This window comes from Paraliomyxa miuraensis (assembly GCF_026337845.1).
Classification (GTDB): domain Bacteria; phylum Myxococcota_A; class Polyangia; order Nannocystales; family Nannocystaceae; genus Paraliomyxa; species Paraliomyxa miuraensis.
Genome location: NZ_JAOVZF010000154.1, coordinates 333,215 through 352,638 on the forward strand (window position 1 = coordinate 333,215; position 19,424 = coordinate 352,638).

Annotated in this window: 15 protein-coding genes; 11 read left to right on the forward strand and 4 right to left on the reverse strand. The window is 69.4% G+C overall.

Translation table 11 applies throughout. From position 1 onward, the window contains the following. Window positions 1–101: 101 nt before the first annotated feature. The 3 genes from OEB96_RS23545 to OEB96_RS23555 all read right to left on the reverse strand — a co-directional run bounded on the left by OEB96_RS23545 (window position 102) and on the right by OEB96_RS23555 (window position 5,271). Window positions 102–3,077, reverse strand: coding sequence for a hypothetical protein (locus OEB96_RS23545; protein WP_266218949.1), 2,976 nt, complete (start codon window positions 3,075–3,077; stop codon window positions 102–104). A gap of 237 nt (window positions 3,078–3,314) precedes the next feature. Continuing rightward, window positions 3,315–4,790, reverse strand: a complete 1,476-nt coding sequence (gene hxsB / locus OEB96_RS23550; protein ID WP_266218950.1) for a His-Xaa-Ser system radical SAM maturase HxsB — start codon at window positions 4,788–4,790, stop codon at window positions 3,315–3,317. 16 nt (window positions 4,791–4,806) lie between these two features. Beyond that, complete coding sequence (locus OEB96_RS23555) at window positions 4,807–5,271, reverse strand: hypothetical protein (protein ID WP_266218951.1); 465 nt, start codon at window positions 5,269–5,271, stop codon at window positions 4,807–4,809. Window positions 5,272–5,634: 363 nt separating this feature from the next. Between OEB96_RS23555 and OEB96_RS23560 the strand changes: the two genes are divergently transcribed. The 5 genes from OEB96_RS23560 to hxsA4 all read left to right on the forward strand — a co-directional run bounded on the left by OEB96_RS23560 (window position 5,635) and on the right by hxsA4 (window position 9,289). After that, on the forward strand, window positions 5,635–6,141 hold the full coding sequence (locus OEB96_RS23560; RefSeq protein ID WP_266218952.1) for a hypothetical protein: 507 nt from the start codon (window positions 5,635–5,637) through the stop codon (window positions 6,139–6,141). Window positions 6,142–6,192: 51 nt separating this feature from the next. Continuing rightward, window positions 6,193–8,061, forward strand: a complete 1,869-nt coding sequence (locus tag OEB96_RS23565) for a radical SAM protein (RefSeq protein WP_266218953.1) — start codon at window positions 6,193–6,195, stop codon at window positions 8,059–8,061. A 35-nt stretch (window positions 8,062–8,096) separates the two neighbouring features. Continuing rightward, complete coding sequence (locus OEB96_RS23570; RefSeq protein ID WP_266218954.1) at window positions 8,097–8,594, forward strand: hypothetical protein; 498 nt, start codon at window positions 8,097–8,099, stop codon at window positions 8,592–8,594. Beyond that, entirely contained in the window at window positions 8,591–8,830 is a 240-nt protein-coding gene (locus OEB96_RS23575) for an HxsD-like protein (RefSeq protein ID WP_266218955.1), read from the forward strand. Before OEB96_RS23570 ends, OEB96_RS23575 begins: the two co-directional genes overlap by 4 nt. A 102-nt stretch (window positions 8,831–8,932) precedes the next feature. Next, the gene (gene hxsA4, locus OEB96_RS46680) at window positions 8,933–9,289 is read left to right on the forward strand and encodes a His-Xaa-Ser repeat protein HxsA4 (RefSeq protein ID WP_407674668.1); all 357 of its coding nucleotides are present in this window, start codon (window positions 8,933–8,935) and stop codon (window positions 9,287–9,289) included. A 50-nt stretch (window positions 9,290–9,339) separates the two neighbouring features. On the opposite strand, the gene OEB96_RS23580 is transcribed toward hxsA4, so the two are convergent. Then, window positions 9,340–10,212 carry a hypothetical protein gene (locus tag OEB96_RS23580; RefSeq protein ID WP_266218956.1) on the reverse strand — a complete coding sequence of 291 codons (873 nt, stop codon included), beginning with the start codon at window positions 10,210–10,212 and terminating at the stop codon, window positions 9,340–9,342. A 53-nt stretch (window positions 10,213–10,265) separates the two neighbouring features. Between OEB96_RS23580 and OEB96_RS23585 the strand changes: the two genes are divergently transcribed. The 6 genes from OEB96_RS23585 to OEB96_RS23610 all read left to right on the forward strand — a co-directional run bounded on the left by OEB96_RS23585 (window position 10,266) and on the right by OEB96_RS23610 (window position 19,396). Then, window positions 10,266–11,150, forward strand: a complete 885-nt coding sequence (locus OEB96_RS23585; protein WP_266218957.1) for a hypothetical protein — start codon at window positions 10,266–10,268, stop codon at window positions 11,148–11,150. A gap of 7 nt (window positions 11,151–11,157) precedes the next feature. Next, window positions 11,158–12,429 (forward strand): radical SAM protein, encoded by a 1,272-nt coding sequence (locus OEB96_RS23590; protein ID WP_266218958.1) that lies wholly within the window; start codon window positions 11,158–11,160, stop codon window positions 12,427–12,429. Window positions 12,430–12,491: 62 nt separating this feature from the next. Beyond that, window positions 12,492–13,397, forward strand: coding sequence for a hypothetical protein (locus OEB96_RS23595; protein WP_266218959.1), 906 nt, complete (start codon window positions 12,492–12,494; stop codon window positions 13,395–13,397). A 29-nt stretch (window positions 13,398–13,426) separates the two neighbouring features. Further along, window positions 13,427–16,900 (forward strand): phytanoyl-CoA dioxygenase family protein, encoded by a 3,474-nt coding sequence (locus OEB96_RS23600; RefSeq protein ID WP_266218960.1) that lies wholly within the window; start codon window positions 13,427–13,429, stop codon window positions 16,898–16,900. Then, a complete protein-coding gene (locus tag OEB96_RS23605; protein WP_266218961.1) occupies window positions 16,890–18,584 on the forward strand; it encodes a B12-binding domain-containing radical SAM protein in 1,695 nt (564 codons plus the stop codon). Before OEB96_RS23600 ends, OEB96_RS23605 begins: the two co-directional genes overlap by 11 nt. A gap of 20 nt (window positions 18,585–18,604) precedes the next feature. Further along, window positions 18,605–19,396, forward strand: a complete 792-nt coding sequence (locus tag OEB96_RS23610) for a cupin-like domain-containing protein (protein ID WP_266218962.1) — start codon at window positions 18,605–18,607, stop codon at window positions 19,394–19,396. Window positions 19,397–19,424: the final 28 nt, after the last annotated feature.

Below are 19,424 nucleotides of genomic sequence, written 5' to 3' on the forward strand. Positions count from 1 at the left end.
GCCGTGGCGGAAGAGGGCCGCCGCGGCCCTACGAACGAATCCAAGGTCGGGGTCGGGGTCGGGGTCCGGGGGTCGAGACCGGGAGGCGGGGGCCGGAGCCCTCACTGCCAGGTCGCGACCAGGGTGTAGGGCACGCACGCGTTGGGCGAGCCGGGGAGGGGCAGGACCTCGACCCAGAAGCTGGGCGGCAACGGGTGGGGCGCGGTGTACGTTGCGTTCCCGCAGTTGCTCGCGCCGATGCTCGCGTTCAGCTGGTTGCAGGTGTCCGACCACTCCCACAGCGTGGCGAACCCGGGTCCGGGGATGGAGGTGTCGTTGGTCGCGTTGGTCTGGAGGGTGCCCGAGGTCCCGCCATTGAACGGCACCGTGTAGTTCAGCGGGCTCTGACACCCCGTCGGGATCACGTCCTCGAACACGCGGAAGCGCACGTTGGTGTTCGCGATGTCGGCGGGCGTCCCCGGAGAGAGGGGGTCGTCGATGTAGATCCGCAACGTCCCGGGCAGCTTGGATCCGGTTCGATGCATGGCGTCGTTGGCCCCGAACACGACCTCGACGTAGTCGCGCGCTCCGGCGTGGCCCACGAGCCCATTGACGCTGAAGATCTCGGTCGGGTCGATCGTGCCGGCCGGAGGAAGGCGCAGCGCACTGGCGCAATCGTTGTTGCCGGGGAAGTCGTCACAGTCCGGCTGGCACGTGGAGGAGCATCCGTCGTTGCTCATCAGGTTGCCATCGTCGCAACCCTCGCCCGCGATCGGATTGTGCACTCCGTCGCCGCATGCCGCGGGCGTGCAATCGGCGTCGCAGGTCGCCGACGGCCCGGCGTGATCGCAGAGCTCACCGGCCGTCGTGTTGAGCACCCCGTCGCCGCATGCCGGGGCGGTGCAATCGCCATCGCAGGTCGCCGACTCGCCGGCGTCATCGCATTGCTCGCCGGCCGTCATGTTGATGAGGCCGTCTCCGCACACCACCGAGGTGCAGTCGATGTCGCAGGCCGCCGACTCGCCGGCGTCATCGCATTGCTCGCCCGCGCTCATGTTGGTGAGGCCATCGCCGCAGGACACCGCGGTGCAGTCCACGTCGCAGACCACCGACTCTCCGCCGCCATCGCATTGCTCGCCCGCGGTCGCGTTGGTCACGCCGTCTCCACACACCGCGGCGGTGCAGTCGGCATCGCACAGCGCCGACTCGCCGGCGTCATCGCACTGCTCGCCCGCGGCCATGTTGACGATGCCGTCCCCGCACACCGCGGAGGTGCAGTCCACGTCGCAGGTCGCCGACTGGCCGGCATCGTCGCATTGCTCGCCCGCGGTCACGTTGGTCACGCCGTCTCCGCACGCCGCCGCGGTGCAGTCCACGTCGCACACCGCCGACTCTCCGCCGTCGTCGCACTGCTCGCCGGCAGCCATGTTGGTGATGCCGTCTCCGCACACCACGACGGTGCAGTCCGCGTCGCACACCGCCGACTCTCCGCCGTCGTCGCACTGCTCGCCGGCGGCCATGTTGGTGACGCCGTCTCCGCACGCCACCGTGGTGCAGTCGACGTCGCAGCTCGCCGACTGGCCGGCGTGATCGCACTGCTCGCCGGCCGTCGTGTTGGTGACGCCGTCTCCGCACAGTGCCGCGGTGCAGTCCGCATCACAGGCGGCCGACTCTCCGCCGTCGTCACAGACCTCGCCCGCGGTCGCGTTGGTGACGCCGTCTCCGCACAGCACCAAGGTACAGTCGACATCGCACATGGCCGACTCGCCAGCGTCGTCGCAGTCCTCGCCGGCGGTCGTGTTGGTGACGTTGTCGCCGCACATCACGGGCGTGCAGTCGGCATCGCACAGGGCCGACTCGCCGCCGTCGTCACAGGCCTCGCCGGCGGTCATGTTGGTGACACCGTCTCCGCACGTCACCGAGGTACAGTCGACGTCGCACAGCGCCGACTCGCCCGAGTGATCGCATTGCTCGCCCGCGGCCATGTTGGCGATGCCGTCTCCGCACACCACGGGCGTGCAATCGGCATCGCACAGGGCCGTCTCGACGCCGTCGTCGCAGGCCTCGGCCACCATGTTGACGTAGCCGTCACCGCACACCACGGGCGTGCAGTCGGCATCACAGAGGAGCGAGTCGCCGCCGTCGTCACAAGCCTCGCCCGCGGCCATGTTGGTGGTGCCATCCCCGCACACCACGGGGGTGCAGTCGGCATCACACACGGCCGACGCGCCGCCGTCATCGCAGTCCTCGCCCGCCATCATGTTGATCACGCTGTCGCCGCACATCGCCGCGGTGCAGTCGACGTCGCACGCCAGCGACTCGCCCATGTCGTCACAGTCTTCGCCGGCGGCCATGTTGGTGACACCGTCACCACACATGGCGAACGAGCAGTCGGCATTGCAGGCCGCCGACTCCCCACCATCATCGCACTCCTCGCCGGCCTCCGCGTTGACGACCCCGTCGCCGCACGTCACGTTGGTGCAGTCATCGTCGCACGAGGGGGTCGGCATGCCCTCGTCGCACTCCTCGCCGGCCGTCTCGTTCAGCACCGAGTCGCCGCACACGACGAAGGTGCAGTCCGAGTCGCACGTGGCGGACTCGCCACCGTCATCGCACTCTTCGTTGGCGGCCTCGTTGAGGACCCCGTCTCCGCACTGCGTCATCGTGCAGTCGGCATTGCACTTGGGCGACTCACCCGCGGTGTCACACTCCTCACCGGCCGCCATGTTGGTGGTGCCGTCGCCGCACTCGGCCGCCGTGCAGTCCGAGTTGCAGGTGGCCGACTCACCGGCGTCGTCGCAGTCCTCGCCTTGCTCGACCTGGCCGTTGCCACACTCGGGGGTGGGGCCACCGGTCGTGGTCCCGTCGGCGGTCTCCATTCCGGTTCCCACCCCGGTTCCGTCGGCGGTTCCCACTCCGGTGACGTCGGCCGTGCCCACTCCGGTGACGTCGGCCGTGCTCTCGCCCACCCCGAGGGTGGTGCCGCTGTCGCTTCCTCGAGAGGCCGAACCATCGGCCGGGGTGAGAACGTCGTCGCCGCACGCAAGCCCGAGGGAGCCACAAATGATGAGGGGCAAGGCTCGGGCAAGACGCGGCATGGCGCCAGTGTACCGCCCAACCGCCGCGCGGCTCAGCCCAATCTGAGGACGTCGGTCGGCGAACGTTCGCACCCGTTTCGCGCGGCCGGGTCGCGGTCGGGCTTCGGATCTGCGTGCGCGGTTCTTGCGCATGCGTGCTGCGCCGGTGCTGCCCCGAGCCGAGCCTCCGATGGTGGTCGGTGGCCCCACGCCGCCGACTCGGGTCTGGGCCGAGCCCCGGTCGCGGGTCCGTGCCGCCTATTGCACGAAGTGGTCGCGCGGGCGGAAGCTCGTCCAGCGGTCGAAGATCTCCAGGATCTCCGGATCGTTGCTCGCCAGCTTCTCGAACAGGTAGTCCTGGATGCCCTTGTGGACGTAGCACACCGCGTTGTCCGGCATGCGACCGAACACCGTTCCCTGCGTGTTGTAGTTGTATGCGCTGTTGGTCCCGCAGTAGGGCTTGTAGGCACACGTTGCGCAGTCTGGCTGCCCCTCGAGGTTGGTCGCGAGCGTCATCGCGCGGACGGTCTCGCTACCCACCAGATCTCGATACTTGGTCTCGCCGACCTGGCCGATCTGGAACAGCCCCTTGCCCATCTCGTAGAGCATGCGCCCCTCGTCGCAGGTGAACACACGACCGTCATAGTTGTACGCCAGGGCGCCGATCCCGGCCCCCGCGGGGCTGCGCGCGTCGAGGTAGTTGGGATCGGTGCCGCGCAGGATCTTGGTCAAGAAGATCGCCGCGTACCGCTCGAGGATCTCCACCCCTCGTCGATTGAGCTCGATCATGTAGTCCACCGCTTCGCGGTAGAACTCGATGTAGGCGCTGCGAGGATACTCCACGAGCAGCCGCGTGCGCTCCGCGAAGCCGAAGGGATCGACCGGGCGCAAGAAGATCGTCTTGAACCCCAGGTCGACGTACGTGTCGACCACCTCCTTGGCCAGGCCCAGGGTCGACTTGGTCGTCGTCAGCAGCGCCTCCACGTGGTAGAGGCTCGCGTCGAGGCCACGGTCGACGTAGGCCTGATTGATCCGGCGGATCCATCGTACGGCCCGCTGGTGGGCATCCTGGGTGGGGAGCTTGCGCTGCGCGTTGTGCAGCGCCTCCGGTCCGTCGATGCTGGTGCAGATCTGCACCCGGTTGTCCATCAGGTAGGCGAACTTCTCCTCGTCCATCAGCGCGAGGTTGGAGACCATCGTGAACTCGAGCTGCTTGCCCACGGTCTCGTTGCACTTGCGCGCGTACTCGATGATGTGCTTGACCGTCGCGAAGTTCACGAGCGGCTCGCCCCCCTGGAACTCGATGGTGACCGAGGGACTGGTGCTCTCGAACACCAGATCCACGGCCCGTTCGGCCGTCTCCGGGGTCATGTCGACGTTGGGGGTGTCGAGGCCCGCCCTCGATGCGTGGCAGTAGACGCAGGTCTCGTTGCACCGCAGCGTCACGATCATCAGGTGCAGATTGGGGCCCGAGTGCAGGAAGTAGTGGCGCTCGCGCATGCGCTCGATCGCCGCGGTCACGTCGTAGGTGGCGCTGAGGAAGTTCTTCTCGTCGAGCTTGGTCTCGAGCGCAGACCCCTCGGGGACGGTGCCCTCCACGTAGTGCTCGAACTCCTCCGCCGAGAGGATCAGCCAGTTCCCCTCGAAGTTGGTGATGAGGTAGTCGTCGCCGACCCTACGAAAGCGAAAGAAGGCCTGAGTGCCGGCCCGGGGCTCGATTCGAGAAATCCTCATGCTGGTCGCTCCGCACCTATGGCTGCTCGTCCGCCGAGTCGTCCGCCGACCCGCCCGCAGAGTCGCCCACCGGATCATCGGGGACCTCGGTTGCGCTCACCGGGGCGGGTCTCTCGTGCCGTTGCTCCCACGACAGCGCGATGCCGTGGGGATCGTCGAGCGCGTCCGCGCTCGGCTCCCCCGCACTGCCGAACTCCCCCCCCGTCGGTGCGAGCGCCTGGGCCATCACGAACTCCATCGTGGCGATGTTGTTCGCTTCGACCTCCTGCACGAGCGCCTCGCCCACGACCTGGTCCTCGAAGTCGTTCCCCAGGCCGACCCAGGCGTCTTCCCCGTCGACCTCGTCGCGTGCCACGAGGGTGACGCGCACGGTGGACTCCCCGGCGGCCTCGACCGCGACGTAGCAGCGATCGATGAAGCGGTACGCCGCGTGCAGCAGCGCGGGGACCGGCACTCGCTGCTCGTCGACTTCCCACGACATCGCCCCTTCGTGACGGGTCGAGTTCATGGCCGGGGGTGAAACCGAGGGCGAAACCGAGGGCGAAACTGGAGGGGTGGTCATGGCCTCGTGGACCGTGTTTCTACCGCAAGGTGGGTCGTGCGTCGCCCGAGTGCGGGCGATCCTCGTTCGTGCCCGCGGCCCGTGGCCCACGCCCCGCCACCGCGCGCTCGACGCAGCCGCCACCGGATGCGCGTTGGGCCGGCCGCATCTCGCCCGCCGCAATCGTTTGACGTTCGGCCGAGGATCCACCTACGATCGACGCAGCTCGCCATGGTCATTACGCGGCAGGAAACACTGGGTCGACGTAGCTTCATCGCTTCCGGGGTGGCCGTCGTCGGGACCGTGGCCGCAACGTCTGGCTTGTCCGGCGTGGCCCATGCCTTGCCGCCGGTCGCCCAGGACCTGCCGGTCGACGACGTGCCCGACGACGCGACCGACCACGCGCTCGGCGACGCGCGCCACGGACCCGAGGACCCGGACCAGCCCGTCGAGTCGCTGCTCGGCCTGTCCGCGGGCATGCAGGTGGGCCCCTTCCTGATCGAGCGCGTGGCCATGAGGGACGGCGCCGCCCGCATCGAGGCCTCGGGGCGAGGCGCCCGCTTCCGCGTCGACGTCCTTCGCCGCAGCCGCTCGCCGCGTGCACTGGCCGACACCGACGATTTCAGCCTCTACCTGTGCAACCACGGCTCGGGGAGCAACCGGACCGACGAGGCGAGCGGCGTCGGGGTGCTCACCCTCGCCCGATATCTCGAGACGGCAAGCCCCGAGGTTCCCGACCAGCTCCTGTCGTACGACGAGCGACGCCGCGCCCATCCCAACCGCGACCGCGGGAGCACCCGCCGTCGCTAGCCTCGGTCGCGCGCACGCGAGCGGGGACGGCACGCGAGCGGGGACAGACGGATGCGCCCCACCAAGGCACTCGTCAAGGTCGGGTATGGCTGTAATGACCACTGCAGCTTCTGCCACACGCTCGACGTTCGGCACATCCAGGGCGAGGCGGTCGAGGTCCACCGCAAGATCCGTCGGGCCAAGGCCCTCGGGCACTCGATGGTCGTGCTCTCCGGGGGCGAGCCCACGATCCGACCGGAGCTGCTGGCGTGGGCCAAGCACGCGGCCGCGCTCGGGCTCGACTTCGGGCTGGTCACCAACGGCCGGATGCTGAGCTACCCCAAGCTGGTGGCCGCGCTCGTGCGCTACCGGCTTCGCTACGTCTATCTCTCGCTGCACGGGGGCACGGCGAAGATCCACAACCTGATGGTTCGCAGCCACGCGTTCGAGCAGACCTTCGGTGCCATCGCGCAGCTGTCGGGCCGGGGCCTGGACTTCTCGGTGAACTGCGTGGTCACCAAGCACAACGTCGAGCACCTCGAGGGGGTGGTCGACGCGCTGCTCCCCTACCCCGACGTCCCCCTCAAGTTCTCGATGGTCGAGCCCAAGGGGGGCGGCAAGAGCCTGTTCGATCACCTCATTCCCCCGGTCGAGCACGTGGCGCGCCGCGTGGCCGAGGCGATCGAGTACGGCGAGTCGCGCACCGAGGGCGATGCTCCGCCCCGCGGCCGGTGGCTGTCCCACGGCGGGATCCCCCTGTGCCTGATGCCCGGCCTCGAAGACCGCTTCGACGACCTTCGCACGCACGGGTTCGACACGATGACCGAGATCGGAGAGCCCGATTTCTTCCCCGTGGACGACGACAACAAGATCCAGCCGCCCAAGTGTGCGCGCTGCTCGTTGTCCGGGGCCTGTCCCGGCCTCTATACCGCGTACTACGAGCGCTTCGGCGACCAGGAGCTGCGACCGGTCATGGATCGACCGCGCTCCAACTCCTTCAACTACACGCTCGAGGCCTCGCTCGTCGACAACGGCCCGCGCTGCGCGGTCCTCACGGCTGGGCTTGCGCCGTGGGAGTACGGGCGGCACCTCTTCGTCAAGCGCGGCGACGTCATCGAGCGCTACCGCAGCCGCACCCGCGACTTCTCCGACCGAGAGATCTCCTCGGTCAAGCACGAGCGCGGGCAGATCTACCTGGACGTCAGCTCGAAGGCCGCGCCCGACGACTTCGCCCGCGACCTCCTGGCGCTGCGCCGCTCGTCCACGTGCACGGGATGTCCCGAGTTCACCGGGTGCACGGGCCTGTTCGAGCCCGTCGACGCCCCGGTGTTCGAACGCGACGACGTGCGCGTGCGCGAGCTGGTGGGCTCGCTGCGGGGGCGGGTGCTCGACGTCGGCTGCGGCGAGGGTCCGTACAGCGAGGTGCTGGCGTCGCTGGTGGCCGACGGCACCGTGGACTACGTCGGCATCGACCCGCACCCCGAGCGGATCGCCGCGCTGCGCGAGCGATGGCCCTGGGCCCGGCTCATCACCACGACCGCGGAGCAGCTGGCGGCCCGCACGTCCACCGGGCACGAGCGCCGCGACGATGACGACGCCGATCCTCCGATCGGACGCTTCGATCACGTGCTCGTGCTGCGGAGCTGGAACCACCTGCGCGAGCCACAGACGCTGCTCCAGGCGCTCGATGCCCTGCTCGTACCGGGCGGCACGCTCACGCTGGTCGACAACGAAGCGTTCGGCCTGGCGCGATCGAAGGAGCAGAGCCACCGCGCAGAGTCGGGTCCGGCCGGGTTCGAACACTACCGCAACGACGGCGCCGAGCAGGCCGAGGCGCTCGTCGGTCGGCTGAGCCTGCCGCTCGAGCTGCTCGAGGCCGAGGCCGTGCGCCCCGGACGGAGCAACCAGTGGCTGCTGCGCTACCGGTGGGCACCGTCGTGAGCCCCTCGGGTGGTATACACTCGGCGGCACCATCCATGACCGCTCTCCGAGGTTTCCCGAACTCCTACTCGCTGCGCGACGATGGCGGCGTCGACGTCTTGTGTCACGCACGGATCTACCCCGCAGAAGCGGTCTTCTCCGCCACCTACGCCTTGCTCGATCGGAGCTACGTTCGACTCGACCGCGACGAGGACGGCAACCACATCGTCGAGCTCCACCCGCGAGAGGGGGAAACGCTGCGCGAGGTCGTCGGGAGCCTCACCAATGAATTGCTGTCGGCGGTGTGCCGTACGCACCTGCACCAGCGCAAGGAGGTGCTGCTGGAGTCGGTCACGCTCGCCGCGATGTCGGGTGCAGTCGGCCGTCCGAGCCTCGACGACCTCGAGGACTTCGATTTCTCGGACGGCGGCCTGGATGACCCGCTGCTCATCGCCACGTCGTGGGAAGAGAAGTACGAGCGCTCGAAGGCACTCGCCACGGAGCCGGAGCCGGAATCGGATGCGGGGTCGGAGCCCGACGAGGAGTCCCCATGAGCAGCAGCATCAGTGAGACCAGCCTGCGGCTGCATGGTGACATCTACTCCGAGGCGTCGGTGAAGGCGGCGGTGGCGGTCTTCACCGAGCACTCGACCGTGAGGATGTCGCAAGACGCCGGCTACTGGGTGGTGACGGTCGAGGACGAGGATCCGGAGCGCGCCCGGCTGGTCGCCCACGAGCTGGGGAACATGGCGCTCGGACTGTCGATCGACGCCGGCGTGGCAGCGCGCTAGCCGCTGTCCCGGGCGCCAGACCGGCCAAGACCATCGAATCTGGCCTCCATCCGGGACCTCCTGCCGCCGGCCCCGCCTTGGGTGGTAAGCTCGACCGGTCGTATGGCCGACCCCAAGAGCAAGAGACCCGCTGGCCTCCCCACGTTCAGCAAGCAGGTCGTCGGCCAGCTGACGGCGTCGGACCGATCGCTGACCGATCGCGCGATGGCGCTCGCGGAATCCGGGCAGGGTCCCATCTTCCTGGCCGACGCGTCCATGATCGTGGCACCGCAGCACGCCAGCCACGGCTCGCATGGTTCGCACGGCAGCCACGGCTCGCATGGTTCGCACGGTTCACACGGCAGCCATGGCTCGCACGGGTCGCACGGCAGCCACGGCTCGCACGGCAGCCACGGCTCGCACGGCAGCCACGGCTCGCACGGCAGCCACGGCTCGCACGGCAGCCACGGGTCCTGGTAGTTCGGGGGTAGTTCGGGGGTAGTTCGGGCTGGTTCGGGCTGGTTCGGTCGTCACCCTCGACCGAGGTGGAAGTAGATGTTCGCGGGCGTCGCTTCGAGCGCGCCCTGCCGATAGACGAACGACGCGATCCACGGTCGCAGGACGCCCGCGTCGCGGCCCTCGAGTCGCCGGTTCATTCTCGCCAGCGTGTCGGCCAGGCTCCCGCGAGCTCCCTCGGCGCGAGGGTCGAGCGCGAGGTGGTCCTCGAGGACGGCGGGGGAATTGGCGTGGAAGTACACCTGGCGTCGCCGGGAGACCACACAGTGCTGGAAGACCAGGTACCGGCACCCGACGGCGAGCGCACGGAAGTCGGCGAAGTTCTCGATCACGTGGGGCAGCCTTCGCGAGTCGAGGCGCACGTAGACCTTGAAGTCGTGGAGGCCGCAGGGGTGGAAGTCGAGCCCGAGGATGCACACCGAGCCCATGTGCAGCGTGGCGGGCAGCTCGGGAGCGCCCAGCGCAACGCGAAGGGCCTCGACCGTCGAGGCCGCGGGTCCGCGGAACACCAGGTAGTACTTGAGCCGGAGGGGCACGGTGGCCTCCATGCCCAGCACCACCTCGCGCACTTCGGACCCGTGAGCGCCCCGCTTGGCCAAGAAGCGCCAGAAGCTCGCGGGAATCGAGACTCCGAGGTCGGCGGCGATCTTCTCGAAGCGCGCGTTGGCAACCGACGTCAGTCGTCGCCGCGCCCTCGCGTCGAAGTAGCAGGTCTGCCGCCACGGACAAAGGGCCGCTCCCATCCGCGCCGAGTACTCCTCGAAGCTCGGCGGAGGCCCGTCGCTGCGCACCAACGCATCGAAGCGTGCGAGGCTCGGTGGGACGTCGCCTCGAGCCTCCATCAGGGCCCGGAGTAGTGGGCCGTGCAGCGGGCCGTGGTCGCTCACCGCCACGAGCGTACCGCCGACCGGCGCGGAGGTTCGTGGTAATGTTCCGGGCCGTGTCGAGCGCCGACGCCGTGCCTCGCCCGCGGTCGTCCCTGGTCCCGAGCACCGGGCAAGACCGGTTCTTCGACTATTGCCTGGAGACCTATGCGCCGCGTTGCGATCCCACCGGCAAGCTGCGCGGGGAGAGCCTGCTGTGGAACAGCCTGGAGGCGGCCGGGGTGTCCGAGGCGGGATACGAGCCCTTCGACGCGATCCGGGCCGCCGCCGGGCGGGACATGACCGTGTTCGGCGTGAAGTGGTTTCGGGCTCGACTCTCGTGGGAGCTGTACTTCTACGATCCGCAGCGCGAGGATCGCCAGATCACCGCGTCGGCGCTTCGCCGAGCCCTGGCCGGCGTGCTCGACATCCGGCCGCGGGTGCGCGACACGACTCGCTACTTCATGTACAGCTTCGATCTCGACGCCGCCGCGCTCGGCGACGGGCAAGTGCCGGAGCTCAACGTGTACCTCCAGTTCCACGAGGGACAGGGCGGGCACTCCTACGCGCTGCGCGAGGATGCCTGCGAGCTGCGGAACACCTACCGCTTCCACGAGCCCAAGCGCGAGATCGAGGCGATCCTCCACCAGGTCCAGCGCAGCATGTGGGTCGACTTCACCGCGGTCCGCGTGGCCGACATCGTGCTGCCCGAGCTCTACGAGTGCGCGAAGATCTGCGTCGCCAAGAAGCGCAGCGCGGACGCGATCTACTACTCGGGGATCAGCATCGACCAGCTCCGCTGGTTCCTCCACCGCTTCGAGTACCCCCACGCGGTGACGTCCTTCGTCGACCGGCACCGCGCGGACTTCGAGCACCTCATGTTCGACGTCGGCATCGACTATCGCAGTCGGCCCGACGGAAGCCTCGAGTACCCCAAGACGGGCTACTACTCGACCCTCTAGAGACCTCATGGCGGCCGATCTCGTGGTGATGATCGATGGCGAGGGTCCGATGCCGGGCTCCCTGCGCAGCCCGAGTGCGAGCCCGAGCCCGCCTTCTCTGGGCGAGAACTTCGATCCCAGGCCCTTCCTCGAGTTCTGCACGGCCCACCGAGGCGCCCCTCGCTACGAGCGGGTGATCCTCGTGGGGGATGGCCAGCCGCTCGAGCAGCATGGGTTCGCCCTGGCCGAGGCGGCACGCCGCGGGGGATTTCGCCGCGTTCGCCTCGACACCCGGCCGTGGCGGCTGACCAACCCGCGCCAGGTCCAGGCGGTGGTCCAGGCCGGTGTGGCCGAGATCAGCGTTGGGCTGCACGCCACCGATCCTGCGCTCCACGATCGTCTCCGTGACCGACCGGGAGACTTTCGCGACGCAAAGAAGTGTCTCGCGAACCTCGCGAGGCTCGACGCCGAGGCGCTCGTGTACATCGTCATGACCAGCGCCAACGTCGGCCAGCTGCGCCCCGTCGCGCAGCTCGCGATCGAGGCCGGCGCGCGGCGCATCGACTTCTGGGCGTACGCTCCGCTCGACCCGACCGAGTCGGAGCAGCAGCTCCTCGTGCCCCTCGACGAGCTCGCGCCACGCTTGCTCGAGGCCATCGCCACCTGTCGCGCCGCCGAGGTCGAGGCCGTGATTCACCACGTTCCGGTGTGCGTGCTCGGCGAGGAAGGAGCGCGGGTGGACGCCACCGAGCCCGACCACTTCCACGACCATTCCCAATTCTGGGCGGCCGCCGACCCGAGCGCCCGCCCACGGTTCAACTGCCTGCGCGAGGCCCAGTGCGACGCCGCGGAGGTCTGCCTCGGGCTGAGCCACGCCCACGTCAACCGCTTCGGCTGGGAGCTGGATCGCCTGCGAGCCCTGCCGCGCACCCGCCCCTGGCGTCCCCGCGATCGAAGCGTGCGACGAGTCGACGCACGAGGGCGGGCCCAAGCGCCGCACGGTCACGCCCGGTGGCTCGACCTGCTCGGCGCGCACGCCATGGGGGTCGAAGGCGTTGCATTGACGCGCAGCGAGGCCCGCTACCCGCTGCAGATGCCGGATGGAACCCGGTTCGTGCTGGTGATCTCCGCCCGTGACGACGCGGCGCGCACCTTCAAGCAGAGCCGCTCGTTCAACCTCGCGTACACCGACGTGGTGGGGCCCGCGACCGAGCGCGCGATCGCGGCGTTCGTCGGACCGGTGCTCGACACCATCATCGCCAATGACGACGGCTCGCTGTCGCTGGACGCCCGGCGATAGGGGCCTCTCATGATGGGCGCTCGATTGCGGGCCCCGGACGCGGGGCATATCCTCTCGAGACCTTGCCGCCCCTGGAACGACGTGCGGCACCCACGCCGACCACCGCTGACGGGCTGTACTTGGCCACGGAGCGCGATGTTCATCGAGGGGTCGGCTTCGACGCCTACCCGTTGCTCCGGCCGATACGAGGGAAGATCCGCGCCGAGAACCTGCTGTGGAACTCGCTCGAGCACGCCCGCGCCCGCGCGACCTGGGAGGCGCCGCTGCGGGCCATTCAAGCCCTGGTCGGACGTGATCGGTCGGTGTGGAGCGTGTGGCTGGACCACGAGTCGGAAGCGCTGTCGTGGGAGGTACGGGTGCTCAACCCCAACGGGCACCCGCCGCTGGGCATCCTCGAGCCGCTGCGCGAGATCTTGGCGCCCTGGGTGGACCTGCTTCCGTCGGTTCGCGACCTGCCGGACTACGCCATGCTCGGCTTGCGCTTCGATGCCGCCCCGCCGGGAGGGGTGGGAAGGATGCACGTCGAGCTCCATCGGCGAGGACCGAGCCCCCGGGTGATGCAGGTCTACCGCGTGGAAGCCGGTGGGCCCCGCCTGGCCGGTCACGACGTGGCCTTGCACCCCAAGCGCGACGCCCACGAGGTGCTCGCGGAGATCAAGGCCAGCCGCTTCGTCTCCTACTCGCTCGATCGGCGGCTCCTCGGACGCACGCTGATTCCCGAGCTGTTCGCCTGCCGCAGGCTCCACGTCGGCCGACGCGATCACTGCGACGCGCTGGGGTTCTCGGGGGTCAACGTCGATCAGCTGAAGTTCGTCCACCGGCGCTTCGACTTTCCCGAGCCGATGCGCGCCTACCTCGCCCGGCACCGCGACCGCCTCGAGCACATCCTCTTCGACGTGGTCACGGAGTACGTCGCGCGAGACGGGACGATCGCCCACCTCCGCACCGGGTTCCGCTCGTGTTTCTAGCTCGTGGCTGTGCACTTTGGAGTTCGGGCATGGAGAGCTACAAGGGCCGCTTCGATCCGACTCGCTTCGAGGACCTCACGGTCACCGTGGAGTTCCACTGCCACAGCGCGTGCCGCTTCTGCATCGTGCAGGAGGGCATGAACTACTTCAAGGGCGTCCCCTTCGAGCGGTTCAAGGCGGCGGTCGACGACAACGCCAGCTCGCGGCGCTACCGGCGGGTCACGTTCACGGGCGGCGAGGTGACGCTGGAGGCCAAGCTCTTCGACTACGTCCACTACGCCCGCGACGTCGGCAACTTCGAGCACATCCGCCTGCAGACCAACGGCCGACTCTGTGCCGACCCCGAGTTCGCCCGGCGCCTGGTCGACGCCGGGATCGACGAGTTCTTCGTGTCGCTGCACGGACATGATGCCGCCACTCAGGACCACATCTCCCGACGCCCGGGGAGCTTCGACGAGGCGATGGCGGGCATGGAGAACCTGGCCGCGCTCGACGTGTGCTTGATGACCAACACGGTGCTCACGACGATCAACCAGCCGCACTTGGCCGAGATCGTCGAGACGGTGCAGCGACTCGCCCCCGTTCGCATGGAGTGGTGGAACTACCTCCCCATGGAGGACTACGCCGACGAGCGCGAGCTCCTCGCCCCGATGAGCCGGCTGGCCCCGTCGCTGCGCGAGGCCCTCGCGCGCGCGGCGGGCTACGGCATCGAGACCGCCGTCAAGTACGTGCCCCGGTGCCTGCTGGGCGACCACGCCGCGAGCCAGGACAACACGCAGTCCGACGTGCTCATCGTCGAGGAGTTCTACGACGTCTACCCGAAGTTCGCGTGCGTGTACGAGGCGCAGTGCGAGTATGCCGAGTCGTGTCTGGGGCTCCACCACCCGTACATCACCAAGTACGGCTGGGAGGAGGACGTCCTCCGCCCCTACCCTCGCAGCCGCGAGTGGGAGGAACCGGAGTACGGGCCGTGGGTCGGCTCGGACCGCCCAGGAGCCGCCGAAGCACCGGCCACGGACCAGCCGCAGTGGGCCAGCCTGGTCGAGGGGGTCGCCGAGCGCCACGGCGCGGTCCTGGCCGAAGTCATCGTCCAGCGACGGGCCTGTGTGTATCGATTCCAGCGGGGCCCGGGGGTGCGCGTCGACGTGTTGCTCACGGCGCGCAGCCACGAGCATGCCCTGGCCAAGAGCGCGTCCTTCGACCTCCACTACCGCAACCTTCGGGCGAACCTCGACGACCCCGAGCAGCGGCGCGGACTCGCAGCCCTGGTCAGGGATGCGATCGACACGGTGCGTGCGCGCGATCCCGGGGGCATGCGCCTCGACCTTCGCAAGGGCCTGGTCGGTCCCGAGGCGCTGCGACCCCGCCCGAGGTCCAGGCCGGAGCACAAGCGCGGAGCGAGGCGCCTGCGCGTCATCGCGGATCCGATCCAGCCCGGCCCAATCCCAACGAAGGAGCAGGTGCAGACGCGGGTACTGGGCCCGGCCTCCTTTCCCACGCCCTACCATCGGGCCGAGCTCGATCGCGAGCGGGACCTCGACGCCGCCGACATCGAGGCCTTTCGTCGCGACGGCCACCTGCTGGTGCGCCGCGCCTTGCCTCGCGATCTCATCCTCGCCGCGCGACCCCACGTGCTCGATGCACTCCGTGCCCCGCCGCAAGAGGCATCGAGCAAGGACGCGCGCGATGACGCCTATGCCCGCGCCTTTCGCCAGCTCACGGACCTCGGTCACCACGATGCCACGGTGCGTGCCTTCGCCCACGGGCGTCGGGTACTGCGCATGGCGGCCGACCTGATGGGCGTGCAGGCGGTGCGCCTGTTCTGCGAGGACTGGCTGATCAAGGAGCCCGGCGCGGGCATCACCCCCTGGCATCAGGACGAGGTCGTCTTCCCCTTCGATGCCGAGCAGACCATCACCTGCTGGATCCCCCTGCAGGACGTGGGCGCGAGCGATGGGCTCATGCGCTTCGCCACGGGGTCCCACCGGCTCGGGCTCGCGGAGATCGAGGACATCAGCGACACCAGCGAGCTCGAGTACGACCGCATCATCGAGCAGCACGCGCTGACGGTGGATCACCAGCCGCCCGTCTTCATGGGCGACGTGAGCTTCCATCACGGCCGCACCATCCACGGCGCCTTCGCCAACGGCAGCGATGCGAGCCGCGTGGTGCTGGCGCTCCACTGCTTTGCCGAGGGGGCGCGGATCAAGGAGCCCACCACGCCGAAGATGGCCCGACTGCTCGCCACGGCCCAGCCCGAGGCCGCGCCGGGCGATCCCGCCCGGAGCCCTCGCTGGCCGCTGGTGTTCGAGCGGGATCGCGTGCGGATCGAAGTCGGCGAGCCTGAGCCGGTAGAGCGCTTCCACCTGCGCGCCCGACTGCTGCCCGACGCCGCAGAGCTTCGTGACGTCTGGATCGAAGGCGGTCGCATTCGCCTCGAGCCCGTGGCAGGGGCGGTCACCTTGGCGCCGGCCGGCGGCTACCTCACCACGGGGCTGGTCGAGTGCCACGGTCACCTCAGCTACCCCCAGAACGAGGACTCACCGGTGGGCACCCCGGCGTGGATGGATGGGAAGCGCGCCGAGTATGCGGCCACCGGGGTCCTGTTGGTGCGCGACATGGGCGCGGTGGGCGACGAGATCCTGGACTCGACGGATCGGCCGGGGCTGCCTCGGGTCCAGCCCTCCGGCACCATGGTCCTGCGCTACGACGAGTTCCCCTTCACCCGTACGGAACCCGAAGCGCTGGTGGCCACCTGCGTGCGCCGCATGGAGGCCGGCGCCCGCTGGGTGAAGATCTTCGCCGACTGGTCGAGCGACTACCGCGGGCGAGTCAACACCGGCTTTCGCGGCGACGATGCGCTGACCTATGCCCCCGAGCTGCTGGCGGCCGCCGTGCAGGCCGTGCACGAGCGGGGCGGGCGGGTGGCCGCCCACTGCTTCACCCGGGCGGGGGCCGAGGCGTCGATCCGGGCGAGCGTCGATTCCCTGGAGCACGGCTGGGGCGTGGACGAGGGACTGATCGACGCGATGGTCGAGGCCCGCATCGCCTGGGCACCGCTCACCGGCATCGGCGTGCACATGTGGACGGTCGCTCGGCGAGACGGCCAGACAGACCGTATGCTCTGGGTGCAGGACGCCATGGACTCCCTCGCGCGACACCTCCCCCTCGCCGTGGATCGCGGGGTCGTGCTGCTGGCCGGGACCGACATGTTCCCGGAGGTCACCGTGGCCGACGAGGTGCTGCAGCTGTGCGAGCTGGGCGTCGATCCGACCACGGCGGTGGGAGCCGCGAGCTGGGCGGCCCGGGCCTGGCTGGGGGAGTGGGGCATCGAGGAGGGAGCACCCGCCGACCTGGTTCTCCTTCGCGAGGATCCACGCGTCGATCCGCACGTGCTCTCCCGTCCCGAGCTGATCCTCTCGGGTGGGAAGCGCGTGACCCCTGCCACCGCCCACGTTCGACCCCGCCGGCTCTCCTGGCGTCGAAGGATCGATGTCCGCTGAGCCGCGCATCGCGTTCCTGGCACGGGACCTCGTCTGGGCCGACGAGTCCGGCGGCGTGCTGCCGTTCTCCTACGCCGCCAGGAAGCTCGACGCGTCCCTGAGGAGCGCGCCCGACCTGGCCGGGGTCGAGAGCACGGTGATCGATCTGCGCACGGACGATCCCGAGGCGTTCTTCGCACGCATCCGCGAGTTTCGCCCGACCCTGATCGCCGCCTCCACCTACATCTGGTCGACGAAGGTGTTCTGCCAGGTCGCCAAGCAAGTGCGCGCGTGGGACTCGAGCGTTCGCTTCGTGATGGGGGGCCCCGCGGCCCGGCCCTCCCTGCTCTCCCTCGCTCCCTATGCGCCCTACGTCGATGCCATCGATGCGGTGGTCGTGGGCGAGGGCGAGGAGGTCGTGCGCGAGCTGGCCCGCAAGCACCTGCACGACGACTGGCGGCGAGAGGTCGCGGGGTTGGTGACGCCGTCGCCGCTGGGCTGGAGGCATGCCACCCCGCAGGAACGTCCCGCGCTCGACGGGTACGCCTCGCCCTACCAGCTCGGCAACGTGCCCCGCGACGAGGTGGGCTTCTTGGAGACCTTTCGCGGCTGCCCCATGCGCTGCGCGTTCTGCCAGTGGGGAGACGAGCGCTCCGATCGCGTGCACTCGGTGGACTACCTCGCTGGGCACCTGCGCGGCATGGCTGACTCCGGGGTGGAGCGGGTCTACGTGCTCGACGCCGGCTTCAATCTCAGCCCGCGCGCGTTTCGGAATCTCATGGAGGCGGAGCGCCAGGAGCAGGTGCTCGAGCACTGCCAGGTGCTCGGCCACATCTACCCGACCCACATTCGCGACGAGCACCTGGACTTCTTCGACACGTTTGCGCGGGCGGAGGTCACCGTGGGCATCCAGAGCTTCGATACCGCCGTGCTCCAGGCCCTGGGCCGTCGCTTCGACATTCCCCGCTTCGAGGCCGTGATGGCGCAGCTCCAGGGCCGGCTCGACATCGACCTGGAGCTCATCCTGGGCCTGCCCGGCGACAATCCACGCTCGTTTCGTCGCACGCTCGAGCGAGCGATGGAGTTCGCGACCACGGTGCGCGTGTTCTACTGCCTCGCCCTGCCGGACGCCCTGCTCGACCGGGCGGACGAGCTCGGCATCGAGTTCGATCCCGAGACCTTCATGGTCACCCGCTGCGAGGGCTGGACGCTCGATGAGCTGAAGACGGAGTGGGCCTACGTGCTCGAGCTGGCGCAGTCCTGCCATCGGCCCCACATCGGACCCAACTGGGTCGACTTCCGCCCCAACCCACCCCGACGAGATCCACCGGTCGACGCCACGCCCAAGCGGTCCTCCAATGGGCCCGCCGCTCGGCCGGGCGATCGGCGCCCGACCGAGCTCTCGTCTGCGTCCCGTGCCTCCCTGGGGGAGGTCATCGACGGCTCGGGCACGGGCTGGCGTCTCCATGCCGCGCGTGTCGACGGTGGCGCGCTGCTGCTCGATCTGTCTCGCGAGCGAAGGACCCTGATCCTCGAGGTCACCCCGGCGCGGCACGGCCAACGACGCTTCCGGGAGCTCGAGGGTCTGGCCTACTCCTACCGCGGTGAGCTAGCGACCGGCGAGGCCGAGCGGCTGACCGCGCTGATCCTCTATATACATGCCCATGTACACGCTACGGTGAAGGGCCTGCACGGCGTCTTCTGATGGCAAGGCAAGGACGGCCCATGCCCGGCGCCCTGACCACGCGCCCGATCCCCCGGATCGAGGCGCCGGATCCCGAGGTCTTCCTCCGCGAGTACGTACGCCGGTCCCAACCCGTGGTGATCGGCGGTGCCATCGACGACTGGCCCGCCCTCGAGCGCTGGACGCCGCGAGGGCTGCTCGAGGCGTTCGGGGATCGGCCGCTGCCCTCCATCCCCGTGCGCGACGGGAACGCGGTCTTCGATCCGAAGCGAGGCATCGACTACGCGCCGATTGGCCTCGCCGACTTCGTACGCGACCTCGAGGCCGGCACCGCCCAGCGCTACGTGATCTTTCGGGTGCACGAGCACCTGCCCGAGCTCATGGGTGACATCCGCACCCCGAGGTACCTCGAGCGCGCTCGCTGGCGTCGCTCTCGCTTCTGGTTTTCGCCGGGCAACGTGGGCAGCGTGCTGCACCGCGATCTGCCCGAGAACCTCTATGCCCAGGTTGCCGGCCACAAGCGCTGGATGCTCGTCTCCCGACGCGAGCTCACCCGCGTCTATCCCCATCCCCCCTGGTCGGGCGTGCCCAACTACTGCCGCGCCAGCGTCGAGGATCCCGACCTCGCCCGCTTCCCGAGGCTCCGGGGCCTGACCGTGCACACCACCACCCTCGGCCCCGGGGAGCTGCTCTACATCCCCAGTCTCTGGTGGCATCAGGCCCGATCGGTGGACACGAGCATCTCCATCAACCTGTGGTGGGTCCGAGGCGCGCTGCTGCCCCTCGTTCGCGCCGCCGAGGCCTTCATGGCCGTGCGACGCTTACGCTTGTAGACCCGTGCGATCTATCATCGTGGGGCCG

What these genes read in the sequence shown, in the direction of transcription:
- OEB96_RS23545 (WP_266218949.1), bottom strand. Translation starts at nt 3,077, where the DNA reads ATGCCGCGTCTTGCCCGAGCCTTGCCCCTCATCATTTGTGGCTCCCTC.
- hxsB (WP_266218950.1), bottom strand. Translation starts at nt 4,790, where the DNA reads ATGAGGATTTCTCGAATCGAGCCCCGGGCCGGCACTCAGGCCTTCTTT.
- OEB96_RS23555 (WP_266218951.1), bottom strand. Translation starts at nt 5,271, where the DNA reads ATGTCGTGGGAAGTCGACGAGCAGCGAGTGCCGGTCCCCGCGCTGCTG.
- OEB96_RS23565 (WP_266218953.1), top strand. Translation starts at nt 6,193, where the DNA reads ATGCGCCCCACCAAGGCACTCGTCAAGGTCGGGTATGGCTGTAATGAC.
- OEB96_RS23570 (WP_266218954.1), top strand. Translation starts at nt 8,097, where the DNA reads ATGACCGCTCTCCGAGGTTTCCCGAACTCCTACTCGCTGCGCGACGAT.
- OEB96_RS23575 (WP_266218955.1), top strand. Translation starts at nt 8,591, where the DNA reads ATGAGCAGCAGCATCAGTGAGACCAGCCTGCGGCTGCATGGTGACATC.
- hxsA4 (WP_407674668.1), top strand. Translation starts at nt 8,933, where the DNA reads ATGGCCGACCCCAAGAGCAAGAGACCCGCTGGCCTCCCCACGTTCAGC.
- OEB96_RS23590 (WP_266218958.1), top strand. Translation starts at nt 11,158, where the DNA reads ATGGCGGCCGATCTCGTGGTGATGATCGATGGCGAGGGTCCGATGCCG.
- OEB96_RS23600 (WP_266218960.1), top strand. Translation starts at nt 13,427, where the DNA reads ATGGAGAGCTACAAGGGCCGCTTCGATCCGACTCGCTTCGAGGACCTC.
- OEB96_RS23605 (WP_266218961.1), top strand. Translation starts at nt 16,890, where the DNA reads ATGTCCGCTGAGCCGCGCATCGCGTTCCTGGCACGGGACCTCGTCTGG.
- OEB96_RS23610 (WP_266218962.1), top strand. Translation starts at nt 18,605, where the DNA reads ATGCCCGGCGCCCTGACCACGCGCCCGATCCCCCGGATCGAGGCGCCG.